This window comes from Cellulosimicrobium composti (genome assembly GCF_010287905.1).
Lineage (GTDB): Bacteria > Actinomycetota > Actinomycetes > Actinomycetales > Cellulomonadaceae > Cellulosimicrobium > Cellulosimicrobium composti.
The window spans coordinates 1-25,686 of the sequence record NZ_JAAFAN010000041.1; the positions used below are offsets into that span (position 1 = coordinate 1).

Here is a 25,686-nt window from a genome sequence, read left to right on the forward strand (position 1 = left end):
TCCACCTGGGCCTGGCCGACCCGCTGACCCCCAACTTTCCCGAGACCCAAAACCTGCCAGCAGCTTGACGCGGGACACGCGTGGCCGGCTGCACCCTGCACTCGGACCGCGGCGGCCAGTTTCGAAGCCGAAAGCTGCAGCAGTCCCTCTGGCGCCACCAGATGCGCGGATCCATGGGCCAGGTCGGATCAGCCGGTGACAACGCCGCCATGGAGAGCTTCTTCAGCCTGCTTCAGCGCAACGTCCTGGACCGGCAGAGATGGACCACCCGAGAGGAGCTGCGGATCGCGATCGTGACCTGGATCGAACGGACCTACCACCGTCGCCGACGCCAGGCCAGACTCGCACGATTGACCCCGATCGAGTTCGAGATCATCATGAGCCAGGCCGCCGACCAAGCTGCCTAACCAACTGTCACGGAATCGTGCAGCAGCCCCAACCTCCACACCGCCCTCTACTACAAGGCCGGTGGCGTGCCCTGGCGCATGACGCGAGCGTCCGAGGATCTCACGAGCTGCTTCGTCGGCGTTGCCTTCTACAGGGACTCGGCTGGGACCACGCTCCAGACGAGCGTTGCCCAGGTCTTCAATCAGCGAGGCGATGGCGTCATCGTGCGCGGCGCGGCAGCGCGGCAGTCCAAGGACGACCGCCAGCCGCACCTTACCGAGACCGACGCCAAGAACCTGCTGGCCCAGTCGCTCGCGTCATACCGGCGGGAGCACCGCACCATGCCCGCCAGGGTCATGCTGCACAAGACGTCGTCCTTCACAGAGGCGGAGCAGCGCGGGTTTCGCGCCGCGGCAGCCGACCACCTCGTCGACCTGCTGGAGATGGTGTGGCTGCCTCGTGGCGACTCCATTCGTCTCTTCCGAGGCGGGGAGTTCCCTCCCCTCCGTGGCACGATGCTCTCGCTCTCCGAGCAGCGACACGTGCTCTACACGCGTGGCAGTGTGCCGCTCTACAAGACCTACCCGGGGATGTACGTGCCGTCAGTTCTGCCGTTCCGTCTGGTCGACACGGAGTCGAGTCCAGAAGAGATCGGGGCCGAGTTGCTCATGCTCTCGAAGATGAACTGGAACGCAACGCAGCTCGATGGGAGGCTGCCGATCACGATCCGAACGGCCGAGGCGATCGGCGGCATTCTCAAGCACTTGGACCACGGCGAAACACCGGCGCCTCGGTATGCCTACTACATGTGATCAGAACGGCGGAACGAGCGGCCAATCCGCATCGCTCAGGTCCGACTCGTCGGGCGGCTCGTCGCCATCAGAGTCCTCGACGATCGCCGTGAGCCACTCCGCCGTCACCGACATAGTTCGGCTGTTCGGCGCAGACTCCGGCGGCAGTTCTCCAATCCGCACGACGACGGGCACCTGAGCCGAGACACCTGACAAGACGCAGGTACCCGTGGGCAGAATCGGCAGGGACTCGAACGACACTCGATCGAGGTAGGCGACGGCCTTCTCGATAGCGTGAACGTCCAGGTTGTTCACTAGTCGGTGGAGGAAGTAGTTGTGCAGCTGCGACACGATCGTCTCGGAGATGTCATGCGGTCGCTGGCTAGCGATCGTCAGGAAGACGCCAAACTTCCGGCCCTCTTTGATGATCTCCTCGAACGTCTCCAGACGGTAATCACGCCACGCCTCGCTCTCCCGCGCTGACTCCGTCGACAGGATGTTATGGGCCTCGTCGATGATCAGGTTGAGGTACCGCTGACCCCGCGGGTCGGTGCGCTTCTTTGCGTCGTAGAGGTGCTTACAGACGATCATCGGAATGACCTTGCGCATGGCGAGGTTGACGTTGCGGAGTGACACGACCGTCAGCGGAACGTCGGTGAACGCATCGTCGGAGACCTTGACGAGCCGCTTGATACCCGGCACACGCTCATCCATCCGCTTCATCATCGGCCCCAGATGCTCGCGGTTGGCAAACCCGCTGATCACGTCGCGGTAGAACTGGAGCACCAACTTGAAGCGAACGAGATCGACGTCATCGACTGCCGAGAAATCCTGCTGAACTGCGGTGACTTTCGCCTTGATGAACTGAGCCCAATCCGCGTCGGTCGCCCACTTTCGCTGGCTGGTCGCCGTCGCCTCCCAGAAGAAGTTGTGGCTGAGGCTGTGGTAGCCGAGATCCGACCGCATCTCCTCAATGAGCGCAGTCAAGTCGGGTGCTGCCCGATCCCCAAGACAAGACACCACTTCCTCGAGGAAGTTGATCGGCAACTGACGGTCAAGCGCACCGTCGTTGCTCTTTGTTGCGCGCGCGACGAGGTCACCGATCACGTCGAGCAGGGCTTGTGGGTCGGGGAGCAACCGGTCCCAGTAGTCACTCTTAAGCACGCGCGAGATGAAAGGGGCCTGCGTCTTTTCGGTTGCATCGAGCAGCACGGTCCAGAACACCGGGTCGTGGACCGCGGCCTTTGGAAGCGGCAGACGATCTCCACTGTCGTCATGGGTCGACAGGTCATAGACCTGCTTCACATCGTCCGCGGCGATCACGGCTGTCGCGTACTTGTCGCCTCCAGCATGCCGGTCGACGTATTCACCGTTGAAGTCGATCAAGACGAACTGAGACCGGTATCGGAACGTCTCGATAGCGCCGTACTTCTTGAACAGTTCGTGATAGAGCTTCGCGAGCGTGTACGATTTCCCGCTGCCGGTGTTGCCGAAGATGCCGACGTGGCTCGCGAAGATCGAGTTGATGCCGACAGATACCGGCTGGGTTGGCTCCATCGCCAGTGCGCCGATCTCGAGAGGCTCATCACCGCCTGAGACGAACGTATGGATGAGCCCGAACTCGTATTCCGTGAGGATGAAGCATTCGTTATCGAGGAGCGGCATCTCACGGACGCCGCGCTCGAAGCGTCCGCCCTCGATGTAGCCGATGAGGCTCACGTCGAGCTGTCGGGACAGCGGGTCCACGCCCCGGCGGTATGCCGAGGTCGCGGCTCGATCCTCTTCGACGACCTCGCCGTCGACCTTGGCGATCAGTTCGACGAAGCCCTTGACGATCTTGATGTAGCTAGCTACGGCGACGTTGCGCACGAGACCGCCGCGGTACAGGAGGTGCGAACCGTTCTTGAGCTTGTCGACAGCAACTCGCACACGCCGGCCGTCGACTGAAACCACCCTGCCTACGCGGAAGACCGCGTCCTGGTCAAGGACGTTCTCCTCAATCACTGGCGGGCTCCGCAGGCGCTGTCCGGATATCTAGTTCGATCCGCTGTTCCGGTGCGGGGACCTTGTCGCGAACGATGGGTGCAAAATAGTCGGACTCCAGAACGTCGAGGCTCAACTTGCGCTCGCCCTCCCCCTCGCCCGGCTCGTCTGGGACGACAAACTGGAGGTTGCCGTTCTTGACCTCCGTGTCGGGCAGGAGCGTCTCGTAGGCCTTGAGCGAGGCGCGGGAGTAGCAGAACACGACCACTTGCAGGGTGGGATTCGTTCGCGCTGCGCGCAGCACAAGATCGCGTAGATGCTCATCACGGAACGAGAACCCGTGGACGAAGAGGACGCTGTTCTCCTTCTCCAGTTCGTTGGCAAAGCGGCGGATCAGCTCGTAGTACGTCTCGTTCAGCACGGTCGTTGCAAACTTGCGTTTGTCCGGGTTCACGATGCCGAGCCTGTCGTAACCAGCCGAGAAGGCCACGACAGCCGAGGGCGTCAACGATGCCCCGCCCCCTGTGCCGAGCAGGTCGAGATCGTCCAGATACTGCTCCGCCTCCGTGACGAGGTCGGAAATCGGGCGGATTGTCGGGCCTTCACCCTCGGGCTGAGGGTCGACAAGCACGGAGAGCAGGTGCGGCCTTGCAGCCTGGAGCAGTTCCCCTACCTCTCCCACGAGCGACAGCCCGTGGTCGAAGTAGATGTCCGACTTCCGGTTCGCTCGCTCCTGCTGCCGCCACGCGGCCGACCCATGGATCTTTACGAGGTTGAAGACGGGCACCTCGAACCGGTGCTCGTACCTGCTACCCATTCGGAAGCGGAGGACGTTGAAGTCACCGAGGTCGAATTTCGGCCGGATCTTGCCGCTGAACCCATCCGAGAAGTCGATGCCGAGTTCCTCCATAGCTACCTCGAACAACATGTCCACGTTCGTGGTGAATATGTTCGCCTGCTTTGACAGGAGCGTGCTGTGGCGCCGGAGCAGAATGCGGTTGAGCGTACGAACGAACATCGCGTAGGACCGGAGCACGGCTCCAGCAGACTCATCACGCTCGATGATCTTAGTGTTCGGAGCGAGAACCTTCTCAAAGAAGTAGGCCTGGATAGAAGCGCGGACGAGCGCCTTGGCATGCTCGGGTGCGTCCGCGCCGGAAATCTCAGTGAGGGCGTCCTCGATGTTGCCCAACGCGGCGAAGAATGGGCTCGATGTACCGGCGCCGATCAGGAAATTCAGGTGCGCCGACTCGACGATAGTTCGAAGCCGCTCAGGGGTGAGCGGATTGGGTTGTCCGTCGGACACAGGCTGCTGCGCCACTCCGTTGATTCGCACCTCGGTCACTGCGCGTGCTCCTCGACAGGTGTGACGGGGATCTTCACGTAGTGGACTGTGAATGCAGATCCGATTACGCGGAACTCCTGACGGTTGCGCCCGAAGTCGAAGGGGTTATCGCTCGGCTTCTGCCAGATGTCGAGGCCCTTGCCAAGGTCGATCCGCCAGCCCTGGTTTGTCTCGATGCGACGGTCGTGGATCGTGTCGTCGAGCCGCACGCCGAGCCGCACGCCGACTGCGTCGGACGCGTCCTTGATTGCCTTAAGCATGAGCAGCTGACGCTGCTTGAACTCGACCTTGTGTTCCTCTGTCGTGACGAGGTCGACGTCGATCTCCTCTGCGTCATCCTTGGCGGCAGCGAGGAGGCTTAGGAGATCTGCGAGGTTGCGCCCTTGATGCGGCAACCGAATGTACGGATCGGTGATCGTGATCTTGGATGCCCCCTGGAGATACGGCAAAAGCAGGGTCTCGTACGAGACACCCTTCTGGCCAGCTGAGAAGTCCCGGTGGCCTTCAGCCAGCGGCGCATCGGCCGACGGCGTCGGGTCCCCGACGGAGGGTCCGTGACCGTCTACCGGAGCGGCAGGAACGGACGTGGCCTTGTCGCCTGAACCGCCATCGCCGCCGGGCATTGCGTCCCAGTCCCGCCGGTACAGCTGCGGGTACTGGCTCTCTTCGAGGGTGGCAACGTCGTGCCACACGCCCGCCTGGTCGGCATAGCGGAAGTGGATCGGGTTGTCGCGCATGGTGGCGTCGATCCGCAGGATCGAGTCCTTGACGCGCTTGCGGCCCTCGATCGCGAACTCCAGCAGCGCGCGGACCTCCTCCTCCGAAGCCTCCCCTATAGGGTGCACGAGCTTCATGAGGCCGGAGAACGTTTTGCGGATCCCGTCCTGGTCGCGCGTAGAGATTGAGCTGTCGAGGGTGAAGTAGTCCTTGTACTTGTCGGAGAAGTCCTCCGACCGCTTCGCTCGTAGGATCTCGGCGAGATAGTCGACGACGAACCCGTAGCCGGTGGAGAACATCTCCGAGCGGATCGGCGCGACCTCCCAGCCCGGGATGTAGTGATGGATGCGGTCGAGCCACGCCGGGTCGCGGTAAGCGTCGGGCAGCTCGTCGAACAGGTCGGAGTTCTTGAGCATGTAGGGCACGGTGTGCGTCGTGTTGCCGATGAACGCCATCGAGGCCTCGGCCCCGTAGATGCTCGTGCCGCGCGAGAACGACTTGTTCGCGAGGTAGTTCTTCATGACGTTGACGAGGTTCTGGTCGGTGCGCCGGTTGGCGGCGAACTCGTCGAACGCGACGCAGTCCCAGTAGCCGACCAGGCCGATGCGCCCGCTCGCGTTGTTGACGAACAGCTTGGCGACCGTGACCTCTCCGCCGGAGATGAGGATGCCGTTCGGGGAGAACTCGCTGAACGTGTGCGACTTTCCGGTGCCCTTGGGCCCGAGTTCGACGACGTTGTAGTTGCGCTCGACGAACGGGATGAGACGGGTCAGAGCGATGAGCTTGCCGCGTTCGTTGAACTGCTCGGGGTTGAGGCCGATCGACTGCATGAGCAGATCGATCCACTCCTCGGTGGTGAACGCTCTGCGTGCCTCGTAGTAGTGGTCGATGTCGACGCCGGCGACCTGGATGGGCTTGAGGCTGGCGAGGATCCAGGGCACGACGCGCTGGTCGTCGGAGTGGAAGTACTCGATGTCGCAGATGCACCAGACGCCGCCGACGAGGAGCTTGGGGTTCTGCTTGACCGTGACGTCGTCGATGATGACGCCCTTGACCTGGAGGTTCTCGAACTCTGCCTCGTGGACGTCGTTCTTCTCGTTGAGGGTGACGGTGACCTTGTCGATCACGCGGTGGCGGCCCTTGCGGCGGATCTCCGACTTCACGAGCATGTGCTCGTTGCGGTTGACGTAGTGGGTCGCGAGGATCTGCCGCACGCTGTCGATCCCAGCCTGGATCGTCGCCTCGTCGTCGGATGCGGCGTACTGCCCCAGCAGGTACTCAAGAACGTAAGACGGCACGACGGCGTTGCCGCGGACCGCCTTGACGAGGTCCTTGCGAACCACGGCGCCGGCAAAGTGCTCGTTGATCTTGCCGTCGAGCGCAGACTTCGTCGGGGCGGCGTCGGTCGTCTCCGCGGCGGCGAGGACGTCGATCTCGCCGAGGGCGTCTTCGAGGTTGGTCATGGCTGTCCTAGAAGTCGAAGTCCGTCGTGAACGACCGCTTGATGGTGTAGTTCCCCTTCGAGAACGACTTCCACTGCGTCGTGTTCGGGATCGGCTCTTCGAGCCGCAGCTCGACGGGCCGGTTGTTGTACTGGTCGGCGTCCGGGGTCAGGTACAGCACGGCCTTCTGATAGCGGTCGCGCTGGTCATCGGATGTGCTGTCGAAGGTAAGGACGGGCTGGTCGGAGATCAGCGTGTCGCCGACGTAGAGGCCGAGCCGCACCTGGCGCGCCTGGATCTTGTCGGTGACGACCTCGCGCTGAAGCAGCTTGACGGCAAGCTGCCCGGTGGTGATCTTGTCGGTCTCGGGCATGAGGTCGACATCGACCGGTCGGATGTCGCTCTTGCGCTTCTTGTTGACCGCGATCACCGGCACGACGATCTCCTGGAGCGAAGCACCACCGTGCACGTAGCGGGTGCCAGCACCGGGTAGCGGGATGCGGTGGATCGACTTGGGGATCTGGATGTCGATATTTCCCGCGAGGCCTGCCTGGGCCGAGGTGAACGTCATGAAGGAGGGCGACGGCTTCAGGGACCAGCCGAGCACGTAGCGGCGGTTGGTCTTGGTGACCGCGTCACCTTGCGGGCTCTCCGAGAGGTAGTAGGCCTGCTCCAGCGGGGTGTCTTGGTATTGGAATCCGTGGTCGGCCGTGATGAGGATGTTCGTCGCGTTGGCGTTGGTCCACTTCTTCACCAGGAGCAGCAGCTCGCGAAGGGTCTCCTCGGCAGCCTCGAAGACGGTCCGCTCTGTCGGGGCCTTGTCGCCCGCGGCGTCGATGCGGTCGTGGTAGACGTAGAAGACCTGGTGCTTCGTGTAGAGCTCGCGAAGCTCGCTCCCCGGCATGGCCAGCACCTCGGCTGCACTGATGGCGTGTCCCTTGACCGCTTGCAGGATCTTGTCGCGGTTCGCGGTGCCGTTCGTTGGCTTCCCGTCCGCGAGCACCGGCAGGCCGTCGGGGTCGAGTTCCAGGCTGGAGTGCGGCAGCAGAGACGCCATGCCGAGTTGGGTGTAGCTCGGCAGCGAGCCGAGCACGGCGGAGAGCGAGGCATCGAAGCGGTCCTCGCCGCGGATCATCGACGCGAGTTGCTCGGCGATCTCATACCGCATGCCGTCGGAGATGATCACGACCACCTTGGTGCGCCCGTCCTTGACGACGGGGGTGACGTGACGGTCGAAGAACTTCGCCTGCGGCGCGAGCGTCGCAGACTTCCACTCGCTCATGGGCCCTAGGGCCTGCTGCCAGAGCCCGCCGAAGTCGTAGAGGTACTTGTTGGCGTACTGCTTGTCGACCTCGGCCTTGAGCGCTTCGAGCGGCTTGTGGAAGTCGGCGGTCTGGTGGGCGTACGTGAACCAGCGGTAGTGCTGGTCGATGCGGAACCAGTCCGACTGGTACTTCTCCAACCCAACCGTGGCTGAGGCGATGGCGTGCGGCAACGCAGCGATCGCCGCGAGCAGCTCCGAGGCGCTCTGGATCGCGTCGTAGAGCTTGGCGTACTTGGTGCTCCACAGGCTGTGCTGACGCTGCCGAACGATGTCCGCGACCTCACGGGGCGTCACCGACTGGGTGGCGACGGCGGCGGCGAGGTCGACGATGACCTTGCGGTCGACCTCCTCGAAGATCGTGATCTTGGCCAGTTCGCGGTAGTCGCGCTGGTCGATCTTCGACTTCACGTCGAGCGCGTCGGCCGCACGGGACGCGAGGGTCGTCATCACGTCCTGCGTGCGCACGTCGTAGCGAAGGGCATTGAAGTCGCTGCGGATGTTGCGGAACTCGTCGGGCGCGTCTGAGGCGAAGTCTTCGATGGCGCGGCCGAACATCCACAGCACGAAGTCGTCCATGGTCGGAGTCGCGCTCCGGTACTTGTAGATGCTGGCGAGCCCGTCCCAGAAGAACTGGTCGAGGCCGAAGGCGACGAGGTCGTCGAACTTGGCGCTCTTCCCGGCGGCGTTCTCGACGAGGAGTTCGCGGACGATGTCGGTCAGCTTGTTCCCTGAAGCCTTGACGAGCACCTGGCACATCTTGGCGCGAAGGCGTGCGGCGTCGTCTCCGTCGCTGAGGAGCTTCTCCAGCGCCTGCTTGCGGCTGTTCGCGGCAAAGAACTTCTGGTGCTGCTCGATGACCGGCAGCAGGGCCGGGTCGTTGAGGCCAAGCTCCTGTTGCAGCATCGAGGTCTTGTCGGCCGTGAAGACGCCGTACGCGAGTTCGAGGTCGAGCAGCCAGTTTCCGGTGCCGCGCGGGACGTCGCCGGCTCGGTAGACGAGGTGCTTGTTGACGTGGTCGGCGAGGATCGTGTTCTTTGCGCCGAGCTCGTTGCCCTCAACGCGGATGACGTTGACCGCGCCGAGGTCGAGCGCGTCGAGGTCGGCGGCGTACTCACCAGTGGGGTCATGCCAAAACACGACCCGCTGTGAGGCGAGCCGACTTTGCAGCGCGTGTTGGACGGAAGTCAGGTCAGTCACCCACTGCCTCCAGTCCGGGGACCTTCTTGAGGGCGACGCCGAACTTCGGGTAGTTCGCCTTGACGCCGTCGTTCAAATCGATGACGACGTTCTCGGACGCCTTCGGGTAGAGCGTGTCGCGCTCGTACTCGTTCAACTCGACGAGGATCTTGCGAAGCCGGTCGGCTTCCTTCGCGTCTCCCACCCGCTCGGCCTGCTGGAGCGCCGACTCCAGCTTGGTCGCGTACTCCCGCAGGTACGTCAGCACCGTCGAGACTGTCGACGGCGTGTACCTGTGCATGTAGATCAGGGCGTTGAACGAGCCCTTGGGACTGGAGAAGAGCCAGTAGATCGGCCGCTTGTTGTACCGCTGGATGTGATCCTTGTAGAAGGATTTCACGAGGTAGTCTCGCAGGTTCTTCACCCCGAGCGACTCGGTGACAAACCGCAGGTTCTCCTCGAAGTGCTGCTCCCCGAACGCCGCGCGCAGGAACTGGCGGAACCGCTCAACGATGTCGTCCTCGAACCAGTCCCCAGCCACGATCGGGATGACGTTGTCGGCATCTGGCAGGAACCTCGGCGAAGGCACCTTCGCGAGGTAGTCCTGCAACGTCGCGCCCTGATCGGCGAGGATCATCCCCGGCTCGTCGAGGCTGTAACGACCGAACATGCATCCAATGGCGAACGACACGAGATCGACAACAAGATCGCGCCTCGCCTCACGCTCGGGATCATCAGATGTCCCGTGCGCATACCGCGCGTTACCGAAGAGTGTGATCCTCGATCGTTCGATTGCCGACGAACCGTTGTCGTCCTCTTCTAAGGCCGCACCAATCTCCCGTTGGATGCGCTGCTCAATCTGCAGAAGAGTGGTGGTGCGCTCTTCGCCGAGCGAGCGGCACCTCTCGACCCAGGACGACATCGTTCCGACATCTGGAGCGACCGGAAGGCCGGTGAACCCTGGTGCTGTCTCTTGCGTCAGCCAGTCCTCTCTGGCGATTTCGATTGCATCGCTGGCGTAGCGCTCGATCTGTTCGGCATCAACCTTCGGGAGGGGAAGGCGAGCGAAGTCACCTGCTTTGAAATGATGGGTCGGGTTCAGCAGGTCCGCAAACTCGGAGCCGTACTTGGTGTTAACGAGCGCCAATGCCGCGAACATTGACGCACGTTCGGCCCGCGGATAAGCGCACAACCCGGTCGCATCGAAGAGAAACCCAGGTGGGTAATACCTCAGAGCGAGACCGCGACTCGTAATTGATGACCAGGACACAGCCTCCTTGAAGATGAACTCCAGATTGAAATTATGCGCCCAAATCCGGGTGCCGCTTGGATGAAGGGTGGTCTGAAGTTCAGCCCCATCGTTGTACCAGTCGACAACGAACTCGTCGTGGCCGTACCAGCGCCTGGGGCCACCGCCCTTGTTGTATGGGAACCAGCGCTTTCCGCTTGACTTGGCTGCTTGACGACTCTCGGCCGACCGATTGGTCTCTGAAGCCGATACCTCCCACCAGAACCGGAGATACCTAGCGTTGTTTCCTGTCGCCATACCCTCTCGCGGGTTCAGCACGTCTCCGAGATAAGGACCGGACCCAAGGACGGCGAGTTTGGCATCCGACATCCAGTAGCAAACCGGAGCGCCGGGGATCGCGAGAAAGTCGTTGAGGTTGCGGCGGAAGACCCTGCGCGACGAAGCGATCGCCTCGCGCAGTGCCGACTCCTTCGCCGCCTCGTTCTCACCATCGACGAGGCGAGCAAACCAGCACTCGCGGCCCGATTCGTGAAGATTCAGCACGAAGGCCGCCGTCGAAGCGACCTCGCCACTGAGACTGTCGAACGCCCCGGGGCCGAAGTGCAGTACTTGCCCAAGTTGATGGGCCGCCAAGAGCTCGTTGCGCAGCGAAGAGAATGCCGGTCGGAAAAGCCAGTTCTGCTTGGTGATCATGGAGACCGTGCCACCCCGGACCACAAGCGTGAGCGCCCTCCGAATGAAGGTCGCGAAGAGATCGGCCTTGGCGTCCGCCATGTGACGCTGGATGAAGGCTTCCAGAGCGCCCGCCATGTTCGATGAACCCATGTAGGGAGGGTTAGCGACGACGATGTGATACCGCTGGCTCAGGTACTCGGCCTGTTCGACGACCCTGGCTGCCCAGTTGAGGGTGTCTCCGAGGAGCAGGTCGCCGTGGTTGTCGAGGCTCTCGATGTGGCGCCGCAACGGGGCGACCAGCGAGGGATCGGGTTCGATGAGGGCGCCGAGGATGTCTGCCTCGGCGAACTGATTCCAGAACGCTTCTTCTGCGTACTTGTCCCCGCTCGTAGTGACAAGGAAGTCGAGTTCCTCCGGGCTGAACGAGATCGGTTCGATCACGCAGACGTTCGGCTCGACGGGGTTCTTCAGGAAAAGCTTGCGCTTGGCGGCAGCCTTCATCGTCAGCGCGAACGCGGCGAGTGCGCCCGCTCGCTGGTCGATCTCGGTGCCGTAGAGGTTGTTCGTGAGGATCAGGCCTGGGATCTGCGAGGGCGTGTAGCCCTCCTCTTCGTAGATCGCGTAGAGGAGGTCGAAGGCGTAGGTGAGCATGTGGCCGGAGCCGCACGCGGGGTCGACGACCTTCAGCTCTTCCGGCGTGGTGATCTTGAGGAAGTCGGCCTCCTCATCGACCGGGGCGATGTAGTAGTCCATCTGGTCGACGAGGCGAGAGTGAGGATGGTTCAGCATCCACAGTCGGCCAAGGGAGTTCTCCACGAGGTACCGGACGATCCAGTGCGGGGTGAAGAGCTGGGTGGCGGCGGGGATCTCGTCGGCGCCGGCCTTCTTGTTCTTCTTGAACCCGGCGAAGACCTCGTCCTTCCGCTCCGAGATGTAGAACTGGTAGAGCCAGCCGATGACCTCGACGTCCTGACACACGTCCCCCGTGAGCACCTTGACGGAGCGGCTGAGGGCAGAATCCTCGGCGAGCAGGTTGGCGGGGATGAGCAGCTCGGTGTAGTCGCCTTCGCGCTCGAACATGAAGGGCATGGCCCGGTTCCAGTAGCGGCAGTAGTCCGCCAGGAGCAGCGCGTACGCCTCGGCCTGGGCATCGATGCCGGGCCGGGGCTGGCGGGTGCCGTTGAGCAGCCCGGGAATGATCGTCGCGTTCGCGCCCTTCACGACGTCACCGTCGACCTGGCCGCGCTTCGCTGCGGCCAGGACTTCGGGCTGGCCGACCTGGTCGGTGGCGGGCGAGACGACGCCGATGCCGGTGTAGCCGTTGGCGTCCATGAAGCGCAGCGCAATGATGCGGTTGAACCAGGTGTAGGCAACCTTGTCAGCAACATGCGCCCTGCCCTGGTCGCCGCCGCCCCCGGCTGCGATGGCGCGCTCCAACGCGGTAACAGCACGGGGCTGTTCGACCCGCTCGGGCGAACCCTGCGCGAGCACGGCGGTGATGCGCGCGCCGACCTCGCGGATGAGTTCCGTACGCGCCGAGGTGGCGAAGAACTTCAGCGGTGCGGTGTCCATCAGAGCGTGATTCGCTTTCCGTCATTGAGGGTCGCGACAAGCGCGGCGCGGTACTTGGCGAGGTAGTCGTCGAGGTCGCCTTCAGACTCGAGTACCTTGCCCGAGATGCCCGGGACGCTGATCGTCTTGACCGAGACAGTCTGCTTCGGCTTGGGCTTCGGCACGTCGTCGCCGCCAGCGTCGTCGTCACCTTGCTGAGCAGCCGCGAGCGCATCGAGGAGTGCCGGGTAGCCAGACTGCTCGAAGTTCGATTCGAGCTGGAGGATCAGAGCGATCTGGTCCTCGCCAGCAAGTCGTGTGAGGGTCTGGTCGATGCGCCGGGTCACGCTTGCTTGCGCCTCAGAGGTGGCACTGGCGTAGTCGGCGCTGGCGAGGATCTCGGCCTTGCGTCCCTCAATGGCGGTTGCCACGGCGACGCGCTGCTGGGTGACGGCGTCGTCTAGCTGGCCTCGCAGGGTGTCGGCAGCAACCTTGAGCTGGTTCATCTTGTTGCCGCGGAACGCGTTGGGATCCGACAGGAGTGACTTGACAGGGTCGGCGGCTCCCGGCGCGATGTAGCCGAGATTGCCCGTGTTAGTACTGAGGAGAGCCTGGGCCTCGTCGTAGATCCTCGCCTGCTGGCCGTTGATGAACGACTTGATCGGGTCGATCGTCTCTTCCTTGGCCTCAAGGAGTTCGTCGGCCGTGTCGAAGTTGGTGAGGTACCAGTCGGTGGACTTTCCGACGACCGCATCCAGCAGGGTGACGACATTCGAGAGCTGACTCACGAATGGGTACTTGCTGGATGTCACGAGGGCGTTGAGCTCTTCGCGCTTGGATTCGAGCTTGTCCTTGCCGTAGCGGGCGAGCTCTGCGGGGTCACTGGGCACTGCGCCCTCATCGAAGAAGTCCGTGCAGAACTTCTTGAATGCTCTGACCTTCCCCTGGTCGTACGCCTTCTGGGGTGCGACGACGACGTACTGGTGCTTTCCGGTGTTGCGGATGAGCGCTGCCGCCTCTGTCCGGACGACAGGGTTGGAGTCGACGGTGAGCGCAACCTTGCCGTTGCCGACGAGCCAACCGAGCACGACCTCGATGGAGCCGAGGTCCCAGCCGTAGGGCTTGGCCTCAAAGCGGTCGACGACCTTCTTGATCGTGACCTGCTCACCGAGTCCCGTCTGGGCGATGACCCACGACTCCATCTCGGCGCCGGGCGAGTTGAGTGTGCTGAGGCTCCCTGCGCTGAACATCGCTTGGTCGTTCTGGACGACGCCGGCCACCGCCTGCTCGGGGTAGACCTTGCCGCCGAGAAGGCCGAGGCTCGTGTAGGTGCGGCTGACGAGCTCCTGGAACCCGTCAGTCACGCGGGTGACTGCGTCCTGCGAGCTGGACGCGATCTCGGCGGCGTTGATGATCAGCTGCGCCTTGCCGACGGCCTGGCGCAGGCGCTCGATGAGTTCCTTCTCCCGGTCGGCGTTGAGCACCTGCTTGGACTGAAGAATCGCCTGCATCGACGGCGTTGCACCCGAGCTCGTGCGCTGCTTGGTGTACTTCTCCGTCTTGAGCAGCAGGCGCACGTCGGCGAGCAGCCGCTTGTCGCGGCCCAGGAAGACCCGCAGCTCGTTCTTGCCCATGCTTTGCGACAGGATCTCGGTGTCGCTGTAGCTCGTCTCGGGCGTGATGAAGTGGATGGTCAGCTCGCGCTGGTTGCCCTGCACGATGTCGTCGAGCTTGTAGCCGAACGAGAAGTCCTGGCCGTTCTTGGCGTACTTGAGCTTGTTGGTCTTGAGGATGTCGGACGACAGGTACCGGAAGAGCTTGCTGGAGACCTCGGAGGAGTCGATGTCGACCGCCTTGATCTCCTTCTCGATCTCCTGCTCCTCGTTGGTGAGGTACTCGTAGACGTTGCCGTTGCGCTGGACGTACGACTGCGTCTCCAGCAGGTTGAGCGCCTCCTGCACCTGCTTGCCGAGCCCTGTGAGGTCGAGCCCGAAGCGGTCGTAGACGAGCACGGTGAGGTTGCGTGGCGTGGCCTTGAAGGTGTCGACGTACTTGACCAGGAAGAGCGCCTTCAGGAGGCGGTTGGCGAGGACCGTGACGTCGGAGCCGGGGTCGGGAAGGTGCTTCTCGGCTTGGAGGATGGCGCTCTGCGCCGCCGACTTCAGGGCAGCGCTGATGCCCGCGAACATCTGGTCGAAGGTGGCGAGGTAGCCCAACTGCTCTCCGCCGATGCGCTTGGCGACCTCCTGGACCACGCCGAGCATGGAGCGCTCGCCGACCGAGCTGTTCTTGCCCTCGAACATGTTGTGGTCGGACAGGCCCTCGATCGCGGCCTGGAACATCGGGATCTGATAAGTGACGAAGGGGTAGGTGTTGATGAAGCGGCCTTCGTCGACGTAGTTGCGGTAGGTCTTCGCGCCGTCGACGAAGTTGAAGATCGTCGGGAAGTTCGCCGCCTGCGTGGAGTGGATCGTCTTGAGCGCGCCGGCGCCCGCATCGTTCTTCTCCAGCAGACGCTTGCTGATGACCTCCTCGACGTCCTGGCTGGTCAGCTTCACCTTGGCGCTGAAGCGAGCCTGGATCTTGGAGAAGTCATTGCCCTGCTGCCGCGTGCGGTCGCCGATGACCTTGTCCATGTCCTCCTGCGACGTGACGAACACCCACGAGCGCCCCTTGCACTTGGTGTTGAGGGACTCGGCGATCGTCTGGAGGTTGAGCATGAGCTTGACGTCGTCAGCGATGAACTGGCCGACCTCGTCGACGAAGAAGTTGAGCCGGAAGCCGGGCTCCTGCTTGTCGATCCAGGCCTTGACCGACGTGGCGAAGTCTTCGATCGAGACGGCGTAGGACTTCTGGTACTGGGCGATGATGCCGGGGTTCGCCTCGCCGTTGACCTCGGCGAACGCCCTGTCGATGTTGTGGCCCTCCAGCGCTGTCTGCTCGCGACCCTGGGACCAGTCGATGCCGGCGTGCCTGGCGAATGCCTCCTTGAACGCCTCGTACTGGCCGCGCTTGTCGAGGTCCTCCTCGAAGCGGGCGACCGCGCCGTCGTTGCCGAAGTAGCCGCGGCTCTCGTCGAAGACCTTGACGAACACCTTGAGCAGGGCGTCGGTCTGGTCCTTGGCAATCAGGGTCGCCTTCTGATCGATGTTGAACAGCAGGCTCTTGGCCGGGATCGCGGCAGCCTTCTTCAGCGACGCGACCAGGAACGCATCGTTGGTCTTGCCGAGGAAGCTCTCACTCACCTTCTCGCGCGGGAACGCCTGACCCTCGACGTCGCCGAGGAGGTGGGCGAGCATCTTGAGCAGGTGGGACTTACCGGAGCCGAAGAAGCCCGAGATCCACACGCCGTTGGCGTTCGTGTAATTCGTGTACTCCTCCAGCAGCGGCGCGACACCCTTCGCTGCGTCGTTGGTGAAGACGTACTCCTCGACCTCGATGCCCAGGTGGTCGACGTCGTCGGCCTTGACGACGCCCTCGATCGAGCGGGTGACGTCCTTGAGGAAGATTTCGTTGAGTTTCATCGGGTCATGCTTCCTGGTCGAGGATGCGCTTCGCGCGGTAGAAGGAGTCGTCCTTGAGCTGGCCGAACAGCACGAGAGCCGAGCCCTGCGTGGCCGACACTTCGTACCTCCCGGGGAAGAACATCAACATCGGCTTGTCCGAGACGACGGTTTGCAGGTTGTTCAGCACCGTATGCGAGCGCACGAACGGGAACACCTCGCCGATACCGGTAAGAAACAGGATCTGGAATGACTCGCCCGCGATCCGCTCCTTGATCGCCGGGGCAAGGTGCATCTGCGGGTCGAGCATGTTCTGGAGCATCTTGAGGAAGTCGGGCTTGTCCATCGTCGGCTCGGCGGCCAGGACGCGCTCCCACACGTTGCGCGCCTTGAGCAGCTCGACGCACAGGTCGTAGAGGTTGATCTCGAAGACCTTGATGCCCCGCTCGGTGTCGAGCTTGGTCTTGATGCGCTTCTTGGCCTGGGCGACGTCGAGCGCCCACGCGGGGTCGTAGTCGTAGATGAAGTGGGCGACCTCGTTGCCGAGGCCCTCCATCTTCAAGAAGCGCTCGCTGCTGAGCACCTTGAACAGGTGTGCTTCTTGCTGAGCCAGCGTGGGCTTGGAGTGCAGGGGCATCAGACCACCCTTGTGGGGAAGAAGCGGATGTCGCTCGGCGTGCGCTCAGTGAGGCACTCGCCGACTCGGGCGGAGAGGAGAGCGGGCTCGATCGCGCCCTTGGCCGTCAGGAGACCTGCCTCGACCATCATCTTGAAGAGCACCTGCCGGAGCTTCTTGTAGGTAGTGGCCGAGACGGCGTCGAGTTCGTCGTGCCACATCGCCTTGGCGCGGTAGAACGAGTCGTAGTCCTCGTAGGAGACGGTGCCCGCCAGGGTGAGGAACCGCTCGCGGAGGACTTCCTCGGCGAACTCGCCGATGAAGTCGTAGCGGCGGCAGGCGGCAGCCCACATGAGGTGACCGCGCTCGGTCGCGGTGACGTCGGCGAGGATCTCAACCTCGCGATCCGCGAGCGCCGACATCCGCTTGACCGTCTCCCGGACGAGGCGGACGCCGGTCCGGTACGCCCGTGCCTGAAGGACGTTCTGCTCGACGGCAAGGTCTCGCACCTTCGCCCAGTCCCGGTGCTCGATATAGACCGGCGCCAAGACGGCGGCCTCACGCTCCAGGAGGCCGCCGGTCGTGAACGACAGGGCGTAGCGCTGAGGTTGATCGTTCATCGGCTCCTCCTTCCTGGTCTTGGCAAGTGAACCAACGTACTGCGGGGCACTGACAACGGCGGTCTCATCCCCCGCCGTCGGACTCGCCCGGTGCTGCAGCGCTGCCGCTGCGCACCCAGGCATCGACCTCACTTGTCTGGAACTTCCAGAGCCGACCCACCTTGTGGGCCGGCATGCCCTTCTCGGCGATCCACGCGTAGACGGTGTCCTTGGTGACACCGAGGTGGAGGGCAATGTCGTCAGCGGACAGCCACGGGTCGGCCATGGGCGATCACCACCTACTCGGTACCGGAACACAAGGACGGTGCAACGCTACCTGAGACTCGGGCGTTGTGACCCTGTTTGACCGAGTGTGATTGGCGCAAGGCGGATGTTTCAGCCCGTCTCAGAACGCCCGGGCCCAATCTCCGACACTGCGCGCCACCCGGTGCTCGCCGCCCTTCGCCGTGCAGCCGCCAGTCCTCGATCGTCTTGATCGGCACCACGAGTGATCTGCGACAGGTGTCGATACTCGTCAGCAGCTCGAGGCGGCTCTCCGGTGCGGTAGGGCCCGCAACACCACGCCATCTCAGCCACCGCCTACACCGCCAGATCTAGGACCGGCCCCGGCAGCGACCGGGGAGCACCCACGACCGTATGCGCGAAGACCGCGTCCGTCGCGGGCACCGCCAGCCGACTGCACCACATCGGCATCGGCCGGACTTACGCGGGAACCTACGTCCTTCTCCTGGTCCGCGACACTCGACATCCGCATCATCGACCGCTCCACCGGCGATCCTCCGCGAGCTCACCCTCGGTCCCACCGGCGACTACCAGCCCACCGGCTGAGCAACAGGCCCACCCCCAAACGACGAATGGCCGGAGCTACGAAAACGTAGGTCCGGCCATTCCGATGTCTCAAGACATCACGTTGTCGGGCTGACAGGATTTGAACCTGCGACCCCCTGACCCCCAGTCAGGTGCGCTACCAAGCTGCGCCACAGCCCGTGGCGACGTCACAAGGCATCCCACTCGGCACAACACCGCGTGTCCTGGCCCCGTGAAGCCTCGGATACTCTACCCCATCCGCGACGCGCGCAGCGCACCGTTTGCCCCGGTCGGGGCTGTGCGGTCGGTCTCGGCGGGAGCCGCCGGTTCGGTGCCGTGCTCCCCCGTCGGCAGGTGGGCGCGCCACGCGAGCGCGACGACGGCCAGGCACAGCGCGGCGAGGACGAGCCCCCCGAGGAACATCTGGGTGTACGTCCACCGCACGGACAGCGCGGCGAGCGCGACGGGCACGAAGAACCCGAGGTACGTGAGCGAGTAGTAGACGGCGGTGAGGCCGGCGAGGTCGTCGGGCGTGGCGATGCGCTGGACCTCGCTGAGCCCGGCGACGAGCGCGAGCCCGTACCCGGCGCCGAGGACCATCGCGGCGAGGAGCGCGGTGACGAGGTCGAGCCGTGCCGAGGCGACGGCGCCGAGTCCCATGCCGACGACGACGATGGTCATCGCGACGACGGACGCTCGCGCGCTGTGCCGGGTGTCGATGAGCCGGCCAAGTACTTGGATGCCGACGCCGCAGCCGAGGGCGAGCACGGTCATGAGCCCGGAGAACGCGATGGGCGCTCCCCCCGCGCTGGCGGACACGAGTCCGGGCAGCACGGCGTACGCGCTCCCGGCGCAGCCGAACACCCACGGCGCGACGGGCACGACGACGCGCAGGAACCGCCGGTGCGCGACGGCCGGGACGCGCAGGTCGTCGCGCAGCCTGCAGCGCACGGCGGCGTCGGGCGCGGGGCGCGTCTCGGGCACACGCAGGACCCACACCCCTGCGGCTGCGGCGAGGGCCGCGTGCAGGAGGTAGGCGGTGTGCGTGGGTCCGGGCGCCCACTGCGCGAGGACGGCCGCGACGCCCGCCCCCACGAGGAAGCCCAGCGTGAGGGACAGCCCGGCGCGCCGGGCGCCGGAGCCGCCGTCGGACGTCCCGGACGTGCGCGCCGCGGCGTCGGTGAGCTCCTTGATCCACGTGGTCCCGACGGCCATGACGAGGCCGAGCGCGACCCCGCACAGCACGCGCCCCGCGGCGAGGAGGGCGGCGGACGACTCCCCGGCCGCGAGCACGAGCGACCCGGCCAGCGCGACGGGCGCGGCGGGCAGCAGCAGGGGGCGCCGGCCGTACCGGTCCGAGAGCGGGCCGCCGAGCAGGAGCGCGGGAACGATCCCGAGGACGTACGCGGCGAGCAGCGCGTCGACGGTCACGGCGGAGAAGTGCCCGACCTCCCGGTACATGACGAGCAGCGGCGTGAACTCGTTGCCGCCCCACGCCACGGCGAACATCACCGCCGCGACGGGGAACCACGCCCGGTGCCCGGCGACGGCCCGCGCCCCGGGCGCGGAGGTCTCCCCCTCGGTCGCTGCGGCGGTCGTCGCGCTCACAGGCCGGCCCTCGCGTCCTCGAGGTGGCGCTGGATGCGGCGCTTGTACGTGCGCGTGTCGCGGACCTCGAGGGCGTCGACGAGGCCGCGGTGCCCGGCGACGAACGTCGCGGCACGGCTCGGGTCCCATCGGACGCTGTGCGCGACCATGCGTTGCTGGCGCTCGCGCAGGCTCACGAAGAACGTGCTGAGCAGCCCGTTGCCGCCCGCGGCGACGATCTCGTGGTGGAAGCGCGCGTCGAGCGTCGCGTACTCGGCGACGTCGCCGTCGGCGACCGCGGCCTCCTGGGCCGTGACGAGGTCGCGCAGGAGCGCGACGAGCGTGGCGAGCTCGGCGTCGGGCAGGCGCACGACGGCCTGGGCGGCGTGCGTCTCGACGAGCAGGCGCGCGTCGAGCACCTCGTCCGCCTCCCCCGGCGCGACGGGCACGACGAGCGCGCCCCGCTTCGGGTAGAGGCGCAGCAGGCCCTCGGTCTCCAGGCGCAGGAACGCCTCCCGGACGGGAGTGCGGCTCACGCCGAGCTGCTCGGCGATCTCGCCCTCGCTCGTCATGGACCCGCCGGGCAGGCTCCCGTCGAGGACGAGGGACTTCACGTGCCGGTACGCCTGCTCGGTGGCAGAACCGCTGGTCGTTCGAGGCATAGATACATGATGCATCTATGTGGTGCACGACCTCGACCGGAGTCGCCCCCTCAGGAACGTGCCTCTCGTCACACCGCCCGGGCAACCCTCAAGCGACAGTTCATCCTTCGCCCTTGCTGACACCTTCGCCAGAACTGTCAGCAAGGAGCGACGCCGAGTGCAGCGTCGCGACTCGTGTCCCCGCCCGTCGGCCCCGGTGCCGGAGGCGGCACGAACGGGCCTTCCCTCTCTCACGAGTGCATGCGGGATCCCTTGACGACCTTGTCGACGGCGTTGCGCGGCCCGCGCAGCCCGATGCCGACGAGGGCGAGGTCGTCGCCGCGCACGGCGGCGACGGCCGCGCGGTTCGCGGCGTCGTGCCCGGTCGCGAACAGGTCGCGCGTGTACACGACGAGCGGGATGCCGCGCCCGAGCGCACGCACGCGTGCCTCCGCGAGCACGTCGGCCGAGGCGGTGAGCACGACGACGGGCTGGCGCAGCATGGGCAGGTACGCGGTGCCGTCGGCGTCCCGGTAAGCCTCCCCGACGAGCCCGGGCGCGCTCGTCGCGATGCCGCTCATGAGGAACGCCGTGACGTTGAGCTCCTGCCACGGCAGGAGGTCGTCGCGCAGCACGACGGCGACCTTCGTGTCGAAGCGCACGGGTGCCGCGTCGGGCGCGGCCGGCGCGTCGGGGGTGGGGGCGCGAGGGTGTCGTCCTGGTCCATGACGTCAGTGTTCGCCGGGCTCGTCGGCGGGTCTTGTACGTTTCTTGCATGGCCGACTCCGCGCGGGCCTGGCGACCCGAGGTGCCGCTGGTGCGCGAGGTGCTCCACGCGACGTTCGAGCGGCACGCCTACCCGGCGCACACGCACGACGCCTGGACGATCCTGCTCGTCGACGACGGCGCGGTGACCTACGCCCTCGACCGCGCGCCGCACGACGCCGTGCCCGCGACCCTCACGCTCCTGCCGCCGCACGTGCCGCACGACGGCCGGTCCGCCGTCCGGGGACGACCGTTCCGCAAGCGCGTGCTGTACCTGGACCCGGCGTGGCTGCCCGCGCCCGCCGCGGACGCCGCCGTCGCGGAGCCGCTGCTGCGCGACCCGGCCGCGCTCGCCGTCGTCTCCGACGTCCACGGCGCGCTCGACCACCCGGCGGACGCGATGGCCGCGGAGTGCGGCGTCCTCACGCTGCGCGACGTCGTCCGCTCCCACCTCGGCTCCCCCGCCTCGACCGCGCGCGACGCACCGCTCGCACGGCGGCTGCGCGCCCTCCTCGACGACCGCCTCGCCGAGTCGTTCACGATCGAGGTGGCGGCCCGCGTGCTCGGAGCGCACCCGAGCCACCTCGTGCGGGTCTTCTCGCAGACGTACGGGATCCCCCCGCACCGCTACGTCACGGGTCGCCGCGTGGACGACGCGCGGCGCCTGCTCCTGCACGGTCGCTCACCCGCCGAGGCGGCCGCCGCCGTGGGGTTCCACGACCAGGCGCACCTCACGCGGCACTTCCGGCGCGTGCTCGGCACGACGCCGGGCGCGTTCGCCGCCTGACGACGCGGTCCGTCGGCGCGCTTCGGTCAGCGCTCCACCACGGGACGCACGTCCCGGCCCAGCACCGTGCCCAGCCGCTCGATCTCGGCGGCGAGCGCGCCGCGCGGACCGTCGGCGCCGTCGAACCACGTGACGCGCACGTCGTCGCCCGTGAGCCTCCACGTGCCCGCGACGACGCCGCCCACCGTCACGACGGCCGCACCGCGGCTCACGATCCCGCGGTGCGCAGCCGGGACGACGCGCGGGTCCGCCGTGCCGGGACCGAGCACCCACTGGTCGAACGCGGGCAGCAGGCGCACCGCGTCGGTCGGGCGCGTGTCCGCGAGGTCGTCGGCGTGCTCGCGGGGCACGAGCGCGACGTCTCCCTCGACGTCGACCTCCACGAGCGCGTCCTCGCGCAGCTCCGCGAGCCACCGGTCGAGGCGCGCTCGCCCGGCGCCCAGTCCTTCGCCGAGCCAGTAGTGCACGCGGTCCGGCGTCGCCGGGCCGTACGTGCCGAGGTACGCGAGGACGGCGTGCCGGCCCGCGGCGTCGAGGTCCGGCCACTCGACCCACGGCGGGTCCGTGTCGACGCGCTGGAACGCGGTACGGCCGTCGCCGGCAGGCGCGAAGCACATGTCCCCGAACCAGGTGAGCGGCATGAGCAGCGTGTCGGTGCCGTCGCCGAACCACGGCCGCAGGTGCGCGAACCGGTCGTGCGCCGCGACCGCGTCGCCGAGCTCGGACCGGGTGAGGGGGCCGTCCGCGAGCGCCTCGCGCACGACGGCGCGCAGGTCGGGCCAGTCGTCGGGTTCGAGACGGTAGGAGGTGCGCCAGGACGCGCGCTCCCACATGCGGCCCGCGCGGCGCAGCGCGAGGTACGCTCCGCCGTCCGCGGGCGCCAGCAGATGCGTCGCGCCGCGGAACGCGTAGGTGCGCACGAGACGCCCCTCGGCGAGCGCCCGCCCGACCTCGCCCGGCTCGGACGTGCGCTGCCGCACGCGGACGGCGAGCTCGGCCGCGTCGTCGGAGGCCGCCGGGACCGCGCCGAGCCGCGCGACGACGCGGTCGGCCGGGTCGTCGCCGACCGGGTCGAGCAGGTGCCGTCGTGCGCGCCAGGCGAGGGCCTGGGCCCAGGTGAGGGCCACGTCCACGGGCCGGCCGACGGTGCCCATGCGGCGCTCAGGCGACGGGGCCGGCACCCCGGGCGACCTGGAGCACGCGCGCGGTGCCGGGCTCGTCGGGGTCGTCGGTGATCGGACGGCCGTCGAGCCAGCACCCGACGACGTGCGCGAGCTCGCCGGGGTGGCTGAAGTTCATGGCGTGCGCGGCGCCGTCGATCGCGACGACGGTCACGTGCGGGGGCGCGAGCGAACCGACCTCGCGCACGCGCCACGGCGGTGGCATGAGCGGGTCCTGCGTGCCGATCACGGCGAGCGTCGGCACGGGTACGCGCAGCACGCGCTCGAGCGACGGGAACCGGGCCAGCTCCGCGAAGAGCTGCAGGGCGTTGATCGGGCCGAACCGCACGTAGTCGGGCACCGCGACGCGGGCCATGCGGGGGCTCTCGCGCACCGCGTCGCGCGCGAGCTGCGCGACCGCCCGGGCGAACGGCTGGTTGTGCACGCCCCCGGCGGGCGAGGCGAGCACGACCCCGGCGACGCGTTCGGGTGCGGCGTGCGCGACCTCGAGGCTGATCGGTCCGCCCATGGAGTTGCCGACGAGGACGACGCGGTCGAGCTCGAGCGCGTCGAGCGTCGAGCGCAGCGCCCACGCGAGGGCGGGGATCCCGAGCGGGTGACCCCACTCCTCGCTGCGCCCGTAGCCCGGGAGGTCGGGCACGACGGCGGTCGCGCGGTGCGCGAGGCGTTCGGCGGTGGGCAGGAGGTAGGTGCCCGAGATCGCGAAGCCGTGCACGTGCACGAGCGGCGGCGCGCCGGGCACCACGGGGCCCGTGCGCACGAACACCTCGCGGCCCTCCACCACGACGTGGCGGGAGCTCCACCCCTCGCCGGCCATAGGGCGATGGTCGCAGACCGGGCGCGGCGGGTCACCGGGAGCGTGGCGCAGGCACCCGCGGCGGGTGAGGTGCGCACCGCCCCGCCGCGCCGAGCATGGACGACGGACGGGAGTCGACGTGGAGCGGAGCACCGGGCGCGCCGGAGGGTCGGCGCCGGTCGAGCGGCGGCTCGCGCTGCTGCTCGCGGCGGCGATGTTCGTGCTGGTCGTGGACACGTCCTTCATGAACGTCTCCATCTCGGCCGTGGTGCGGGACCTGGGCACGACCGTGAGCGGCGTGCAGACGGCGATCGCGCTCGAGGCGCTCGTCTCCGCGTCGTTCATCCTCGTGGGCAGCAAGGTGGGCGACCTCGTGGGCCGCCGGCGCGCGTACGTCGTGGGGCTGCTCGCGTACGGCACGGGCGCGGTCGCGATGACGCTCGCGCAGAGCCTCGTCGCCGTCGTGGTCTTCTGGTCGGTCGTCGGCGGGCTCGGCGCGGCACTGCTGCTGCCCGCGATGCAGTCCCTCGTGCACGGCAACTTCGACGGCGCAGCCCGCAAGTCCGTGTACGCGCTGGTGGGCGCCGCGGCGTCGATCGCCGCGGCCGTGGGGCCGCTGCTGGGCGGCGTCATCACGACGACGCTGTCGTGGCGCGTGGCGTTCGGGCTCGAGGCCGCGGTGGTCGCCGTGGTGCTCCTCGGCGTGCGGCTCGTGCGCGACGTCCCGTACACGGGCGACCGGACCGTCGACGTCGTCGGCACCGTCCTGTCGGTCCTGGGGATGGGCGGCATCGTGCTCGGCGTCCTCGTGTGGCAGGAGGGCGGCGATGCGGTGGGCGCGCTCGTCGTCGTCGGCGCGGCGGCGCTCGCGGGCCTGGCGGCGTGGCTCGTGCGGCGCGAGCGGGCGGGGCGCGCGACGCTCGTGGACCCGGGGCTGTTCCGCTCCCCCGCGTTCCGCGTCGGCGTCTCGCAGCAGCTCTTGCAGCAGGTGTCGCTGGGCGGGGCGATGATCGCGCTGCCGATCTTCCTCCAGATGGCGCTGGGCTACGACGCCCTGCTCGCCGGGCTCTCCCTCGCCCCGTTGTCGCTGACGATGTTCGCCGCCGCCCTCGTCGCGGGCAAGCGCCCGGGCCGGCGCCGCCCGGCCACGCGCGTGCTCGCGGGGTTCGGGCTGCTCGTCGTCGGGGTCGCGGCGGCCGTGCTCGTGGTGCCGCGTGCGACGTCGGGCTGGTGGCTCGCACCGCCGCTCGTCGTGGCCGGGGCCGGGCTCGGCCTGCTCGTCTCCCAGCTCAACGCCTACATGCTCTCCCCTGTGCCCGAGGAGCGCGCGAGCGAGGCCGCGGGCGTGAGCTCCGCCGCCGGGTCGTTCGGGCTCTCGCTCGGCCTGGCCGTCGCGGGCGCCGTGATGCTCGCGTCCCTCGCGACGGGCTTCACCGCGCAGGCGGCGTCGAGCACCGGCCTGCCGCCGGACGACAAGCGGCAGGTCGCGGCGGTCCTCGAGGACGACGCCGAGATCATGAGCGACGCCCAGCTCGTCGAGCTCCTCGCCGACGAGCCGCCCGAGGTGCGGGCCGAGATCCTGCGGATCAACGACGACGTGCGCGCAAGGTCGCTGCAGGTCGCGCTGCTCGTCCCGCTCGCGGCGGGGCTGCTCGGCGTCGTCGCCGCGCTGCGCATGCGGCGGCTGCCCGACCCGGAGACGCGAGCGACGGACACGGCCGTCCTCGGCTGACGCCCTCGCGG

The 25,686-nt window shown here is 66.9% G+C and carries 17 protein-coding genes, 1 tRNA gene and 1 pseudogene; 4 read left to right on the forward strand and 15 right to left on the reverse strand.

Features of this window, described 5'->3' with window-relative positions; translation table 11 throughout:
• Positions 1-95: 95 nt before the first annotated feature.
• Both GYH36_RS12520 and GYH36_RS12525 read left to right on the forward strand, forming a co-directional pair.
• Positions 96-407 (forward strand): annotated as a pseudogene (locus tag GYH36_RS12520) (integrase core domain-containing protein); the annotation flags it as partial.
• 66 nt (positions 408-473) lie between these two features.
• A complete protein-coding gene (locus tag GYH36_RS12525; RefSeq protein WP_203231819.1) occupies positions 474-1,199 on the forward strand; it encodes an argonaute/piwi family protein in 726 nt (241 codons plus the stop codon).
• On the opposite strand, the gene GYH36_RS12530 is transcribed toward GYH36_RS12525, so the two are convergent.
• The 13 genes from GYH36_RS12530 to GYH36_RS12590 form a co-directional block, all read right to left on the reverse strand.
• A complete protein-coding gene (locus tag GYH36_RS12530) occupies positions 1,200-3,182 on the reverse strand; it encodes an ATP-binding protein (protein WP_162290001.1) in 1,983 nt (660 codons plus the stop codon).
• Positions 3,175-4,506, reverse strand: coding sequence for an SIR2 family protein (locus tag GYH36_RS12535; protein ID WP_162290002.1), 1,332 nt, complete (start codon positions 4,504-4,506; stop codon positions 3,175-3,177). The genes GYH36_RS12530 and GYH36_RS12535 overlap by 8 nt, the downstream gene beginning before the upstream one ends.
• The gene (brxL, locus tag GYH36_RS12540; RefSeq protein ID WP_162290003.1) at positions 4,503-6,686 is read right to left on the reverse strand and encodes a BREX system Lon protease-like protein BrxL; all 2,184 of its coding nucleotides are present in this window, start codon (positions 6,684-6,686) and stop codon (positions 4,503-4,505) included. The genes GYH36_RS12535 and brxL overlap by 4 nt, the downstream gene beginning before the upstream one ends.
• Before the next feature lie 7 nt (positions 6,687-6,693).
• Positions 6,694-9,186, reverse strand: a complete 2,493-nt coding sequence (pglZ, locus tag GYH36_RS12545) for a BREX-1 system phosphatase PglZ type A (protein WP_162290004.1) — start codon at positions 9,184-9,186, stop codon at positions 6,694-6,696.
• Positions 9,179-12,661 carry a BREX-1 system adenine-specific DNA-methyltransferase PglX gene (pglX, locus tag GYH36_RS12550; protein WP_162290005.1) on the reverse strand — a complete coding sequence of 1,161 codons (3,483 nt, stop codon included), beginning with the start codon at positions 12,659-12,661 and terminating at the stop codon, positions 9,179-9,181. The genes pglZ and pglX overlap by 8 nt, the downstream gene beginning before the upstream one ends.
• Entirely contained in the window at positions 12,661-16,164 is a 3,504-nt protein-coding gene (gene brxC / locus GYH36_RS12555; RefSeq protein WP_162290006.1) for a BREX system P-loop protein BrxC, read from the reverse strand. The genes pglX and brxC overlap by 1 nt, the downstream gene beginning before the upstream one ends.
• 4 nt (positions 16,165-16,168) lie before the next feature.
• Positions 16,169-16,780: a DUF1788 domain-containing protein gene (locus GYH36_RS12560; RefSeq protein WP_162290007.1), complete on the reverse strand. Its 612-nt coding sequence runs from the start codon at positions 16,778-16,780 to the stop codon at positions 16,169-16,171.
• A complete protein-coding gene (locus GYH36_RS12565) occupies positions 16,780-17,379 on the reverse strand; it encodes a DUF1819 family protein (RefSeq protein WP_162290008.1) in 600 nt (199 codons plus the stop codon). Before GYH36_RS12565 ends, GYH36_RS12560 begins: the two co-directional genes overlap by 1 nt.
• 64 nt (positions 17,380-17,443) lie before the next feature.
• Complete coding sequence (locus GYH36_RS12570) at positions 17,444-17,644, reverse strand: helix-turn-helix domain-containing protein (protein ID WP_162290009.1); 201 nt, start codon at positions 17,642-17,644, stop codon at positions 17,444-17,446.
• Positions 17,645-18,292: 648 nt separating this feature from the next.
• Positions 18,293-18,366, reverse strand: a tRNA-Pro gene (locus tag GYH36_RS12575).
• Positions 18,367-18,435: 69 nt separating this feature from the next.
• Entirely contained in the window at positions 18,436-19,794 is a 1,359-nt protein-coding gene (locus GYH36_RS12580; protein WP_312028625.1) for an MFS transporter, read from the reverse strand.
• On the reverse strand, positions 19,791-20,435 hold the full coding sequence (locus tag GYH36_RS12585) for a GntR family transcriptional regulator (RefSeq protein WP_155100062.1): 645 nt from the start codon (positions 20,433-20,435) through the stop codon (positions 19,791-19,793). The genes GYH36_RS12580 and GYH36_RS12585 overlap by 4 nt, the downstream gene beginning before the upstream one ends.
• Before the next feature lie 230 nt (positions 20,436-20,665).
• Complete coding sequence (locus tag GYH36_RS12590; RefSeq protein WP_034604073.1) at positions 20,666-21,076, reverse strand: DUF2000 domain-containing protein; 411 nt, start codon at positions 21,074-21,076, stop codon at positions 20,666-20,668.
• 113 nt (positions 21,077-21,189) lie between these two features.
• On the opposite strand from GYH36_RS12590, the gene GYH36_RS12595 reads away from it, so the two are divergent.
• A complete protein-coding gene (locus GYH36_RS12595; RefSeq protein ID WP_162290011.1) occupies positions 21,190-21,966 on the forward strand; it encodes a helix-turn-helix transcriptional regulator in 777 nt (258 codons plus the stop codon).
• A 26-nt stretch (positions 21,967-21,992) separates the two neighbouring features.
• On the opposite strand, the gene GYH36_RS12600 is transcribed toward GYH36_RS12595, so the two are convergent.
• Together GYH36_RS12600 and GYH36_RS12605 are read right to left on the reverse strand one after the other, a co-directional pair.
• A complete protein-coding gene (locus GYH36_RS12600) occupies positions 21,993-23,120 on the reverse strand; it encodes a DNA glycosylase AlkZ-like family protein (RefSeq protein WP_203231820.1) in 1,128 nt (375 codons plus the stop codon).
• 7 nt (positions 23,121-23,127) lie between these two features.
• The gene (locus GYH36_RS12605; protein WP_024840261.1) at positions 23,128-23,964 is read right to left on the reverse strand and encodes an alpha/beta fold hydrolase; all 837 of its coding nucleotides are present in this window, start codon (positions 23,962-23,964) and stop codon (positions 23,128-23,130) included.
• Between the two features lie 118 nt (positions 23,965-24,082).
• Between GYH36_RS12605 and GYH36_RS12610 the strand changes: the two genes are divergently transcribed.
• Positions 24,083-25,675, forward strand: a complete 1,593-nt coding sequence (locus GYH36_RS12610) for an MFS transporter (RefSeq protein WP_376739826.1) — start codon at positions 24,083-24,085, stop codon at positions 25,673-25,675.
• Positions 25,676-25,686 lie beyond the last annotated feature (11 nt).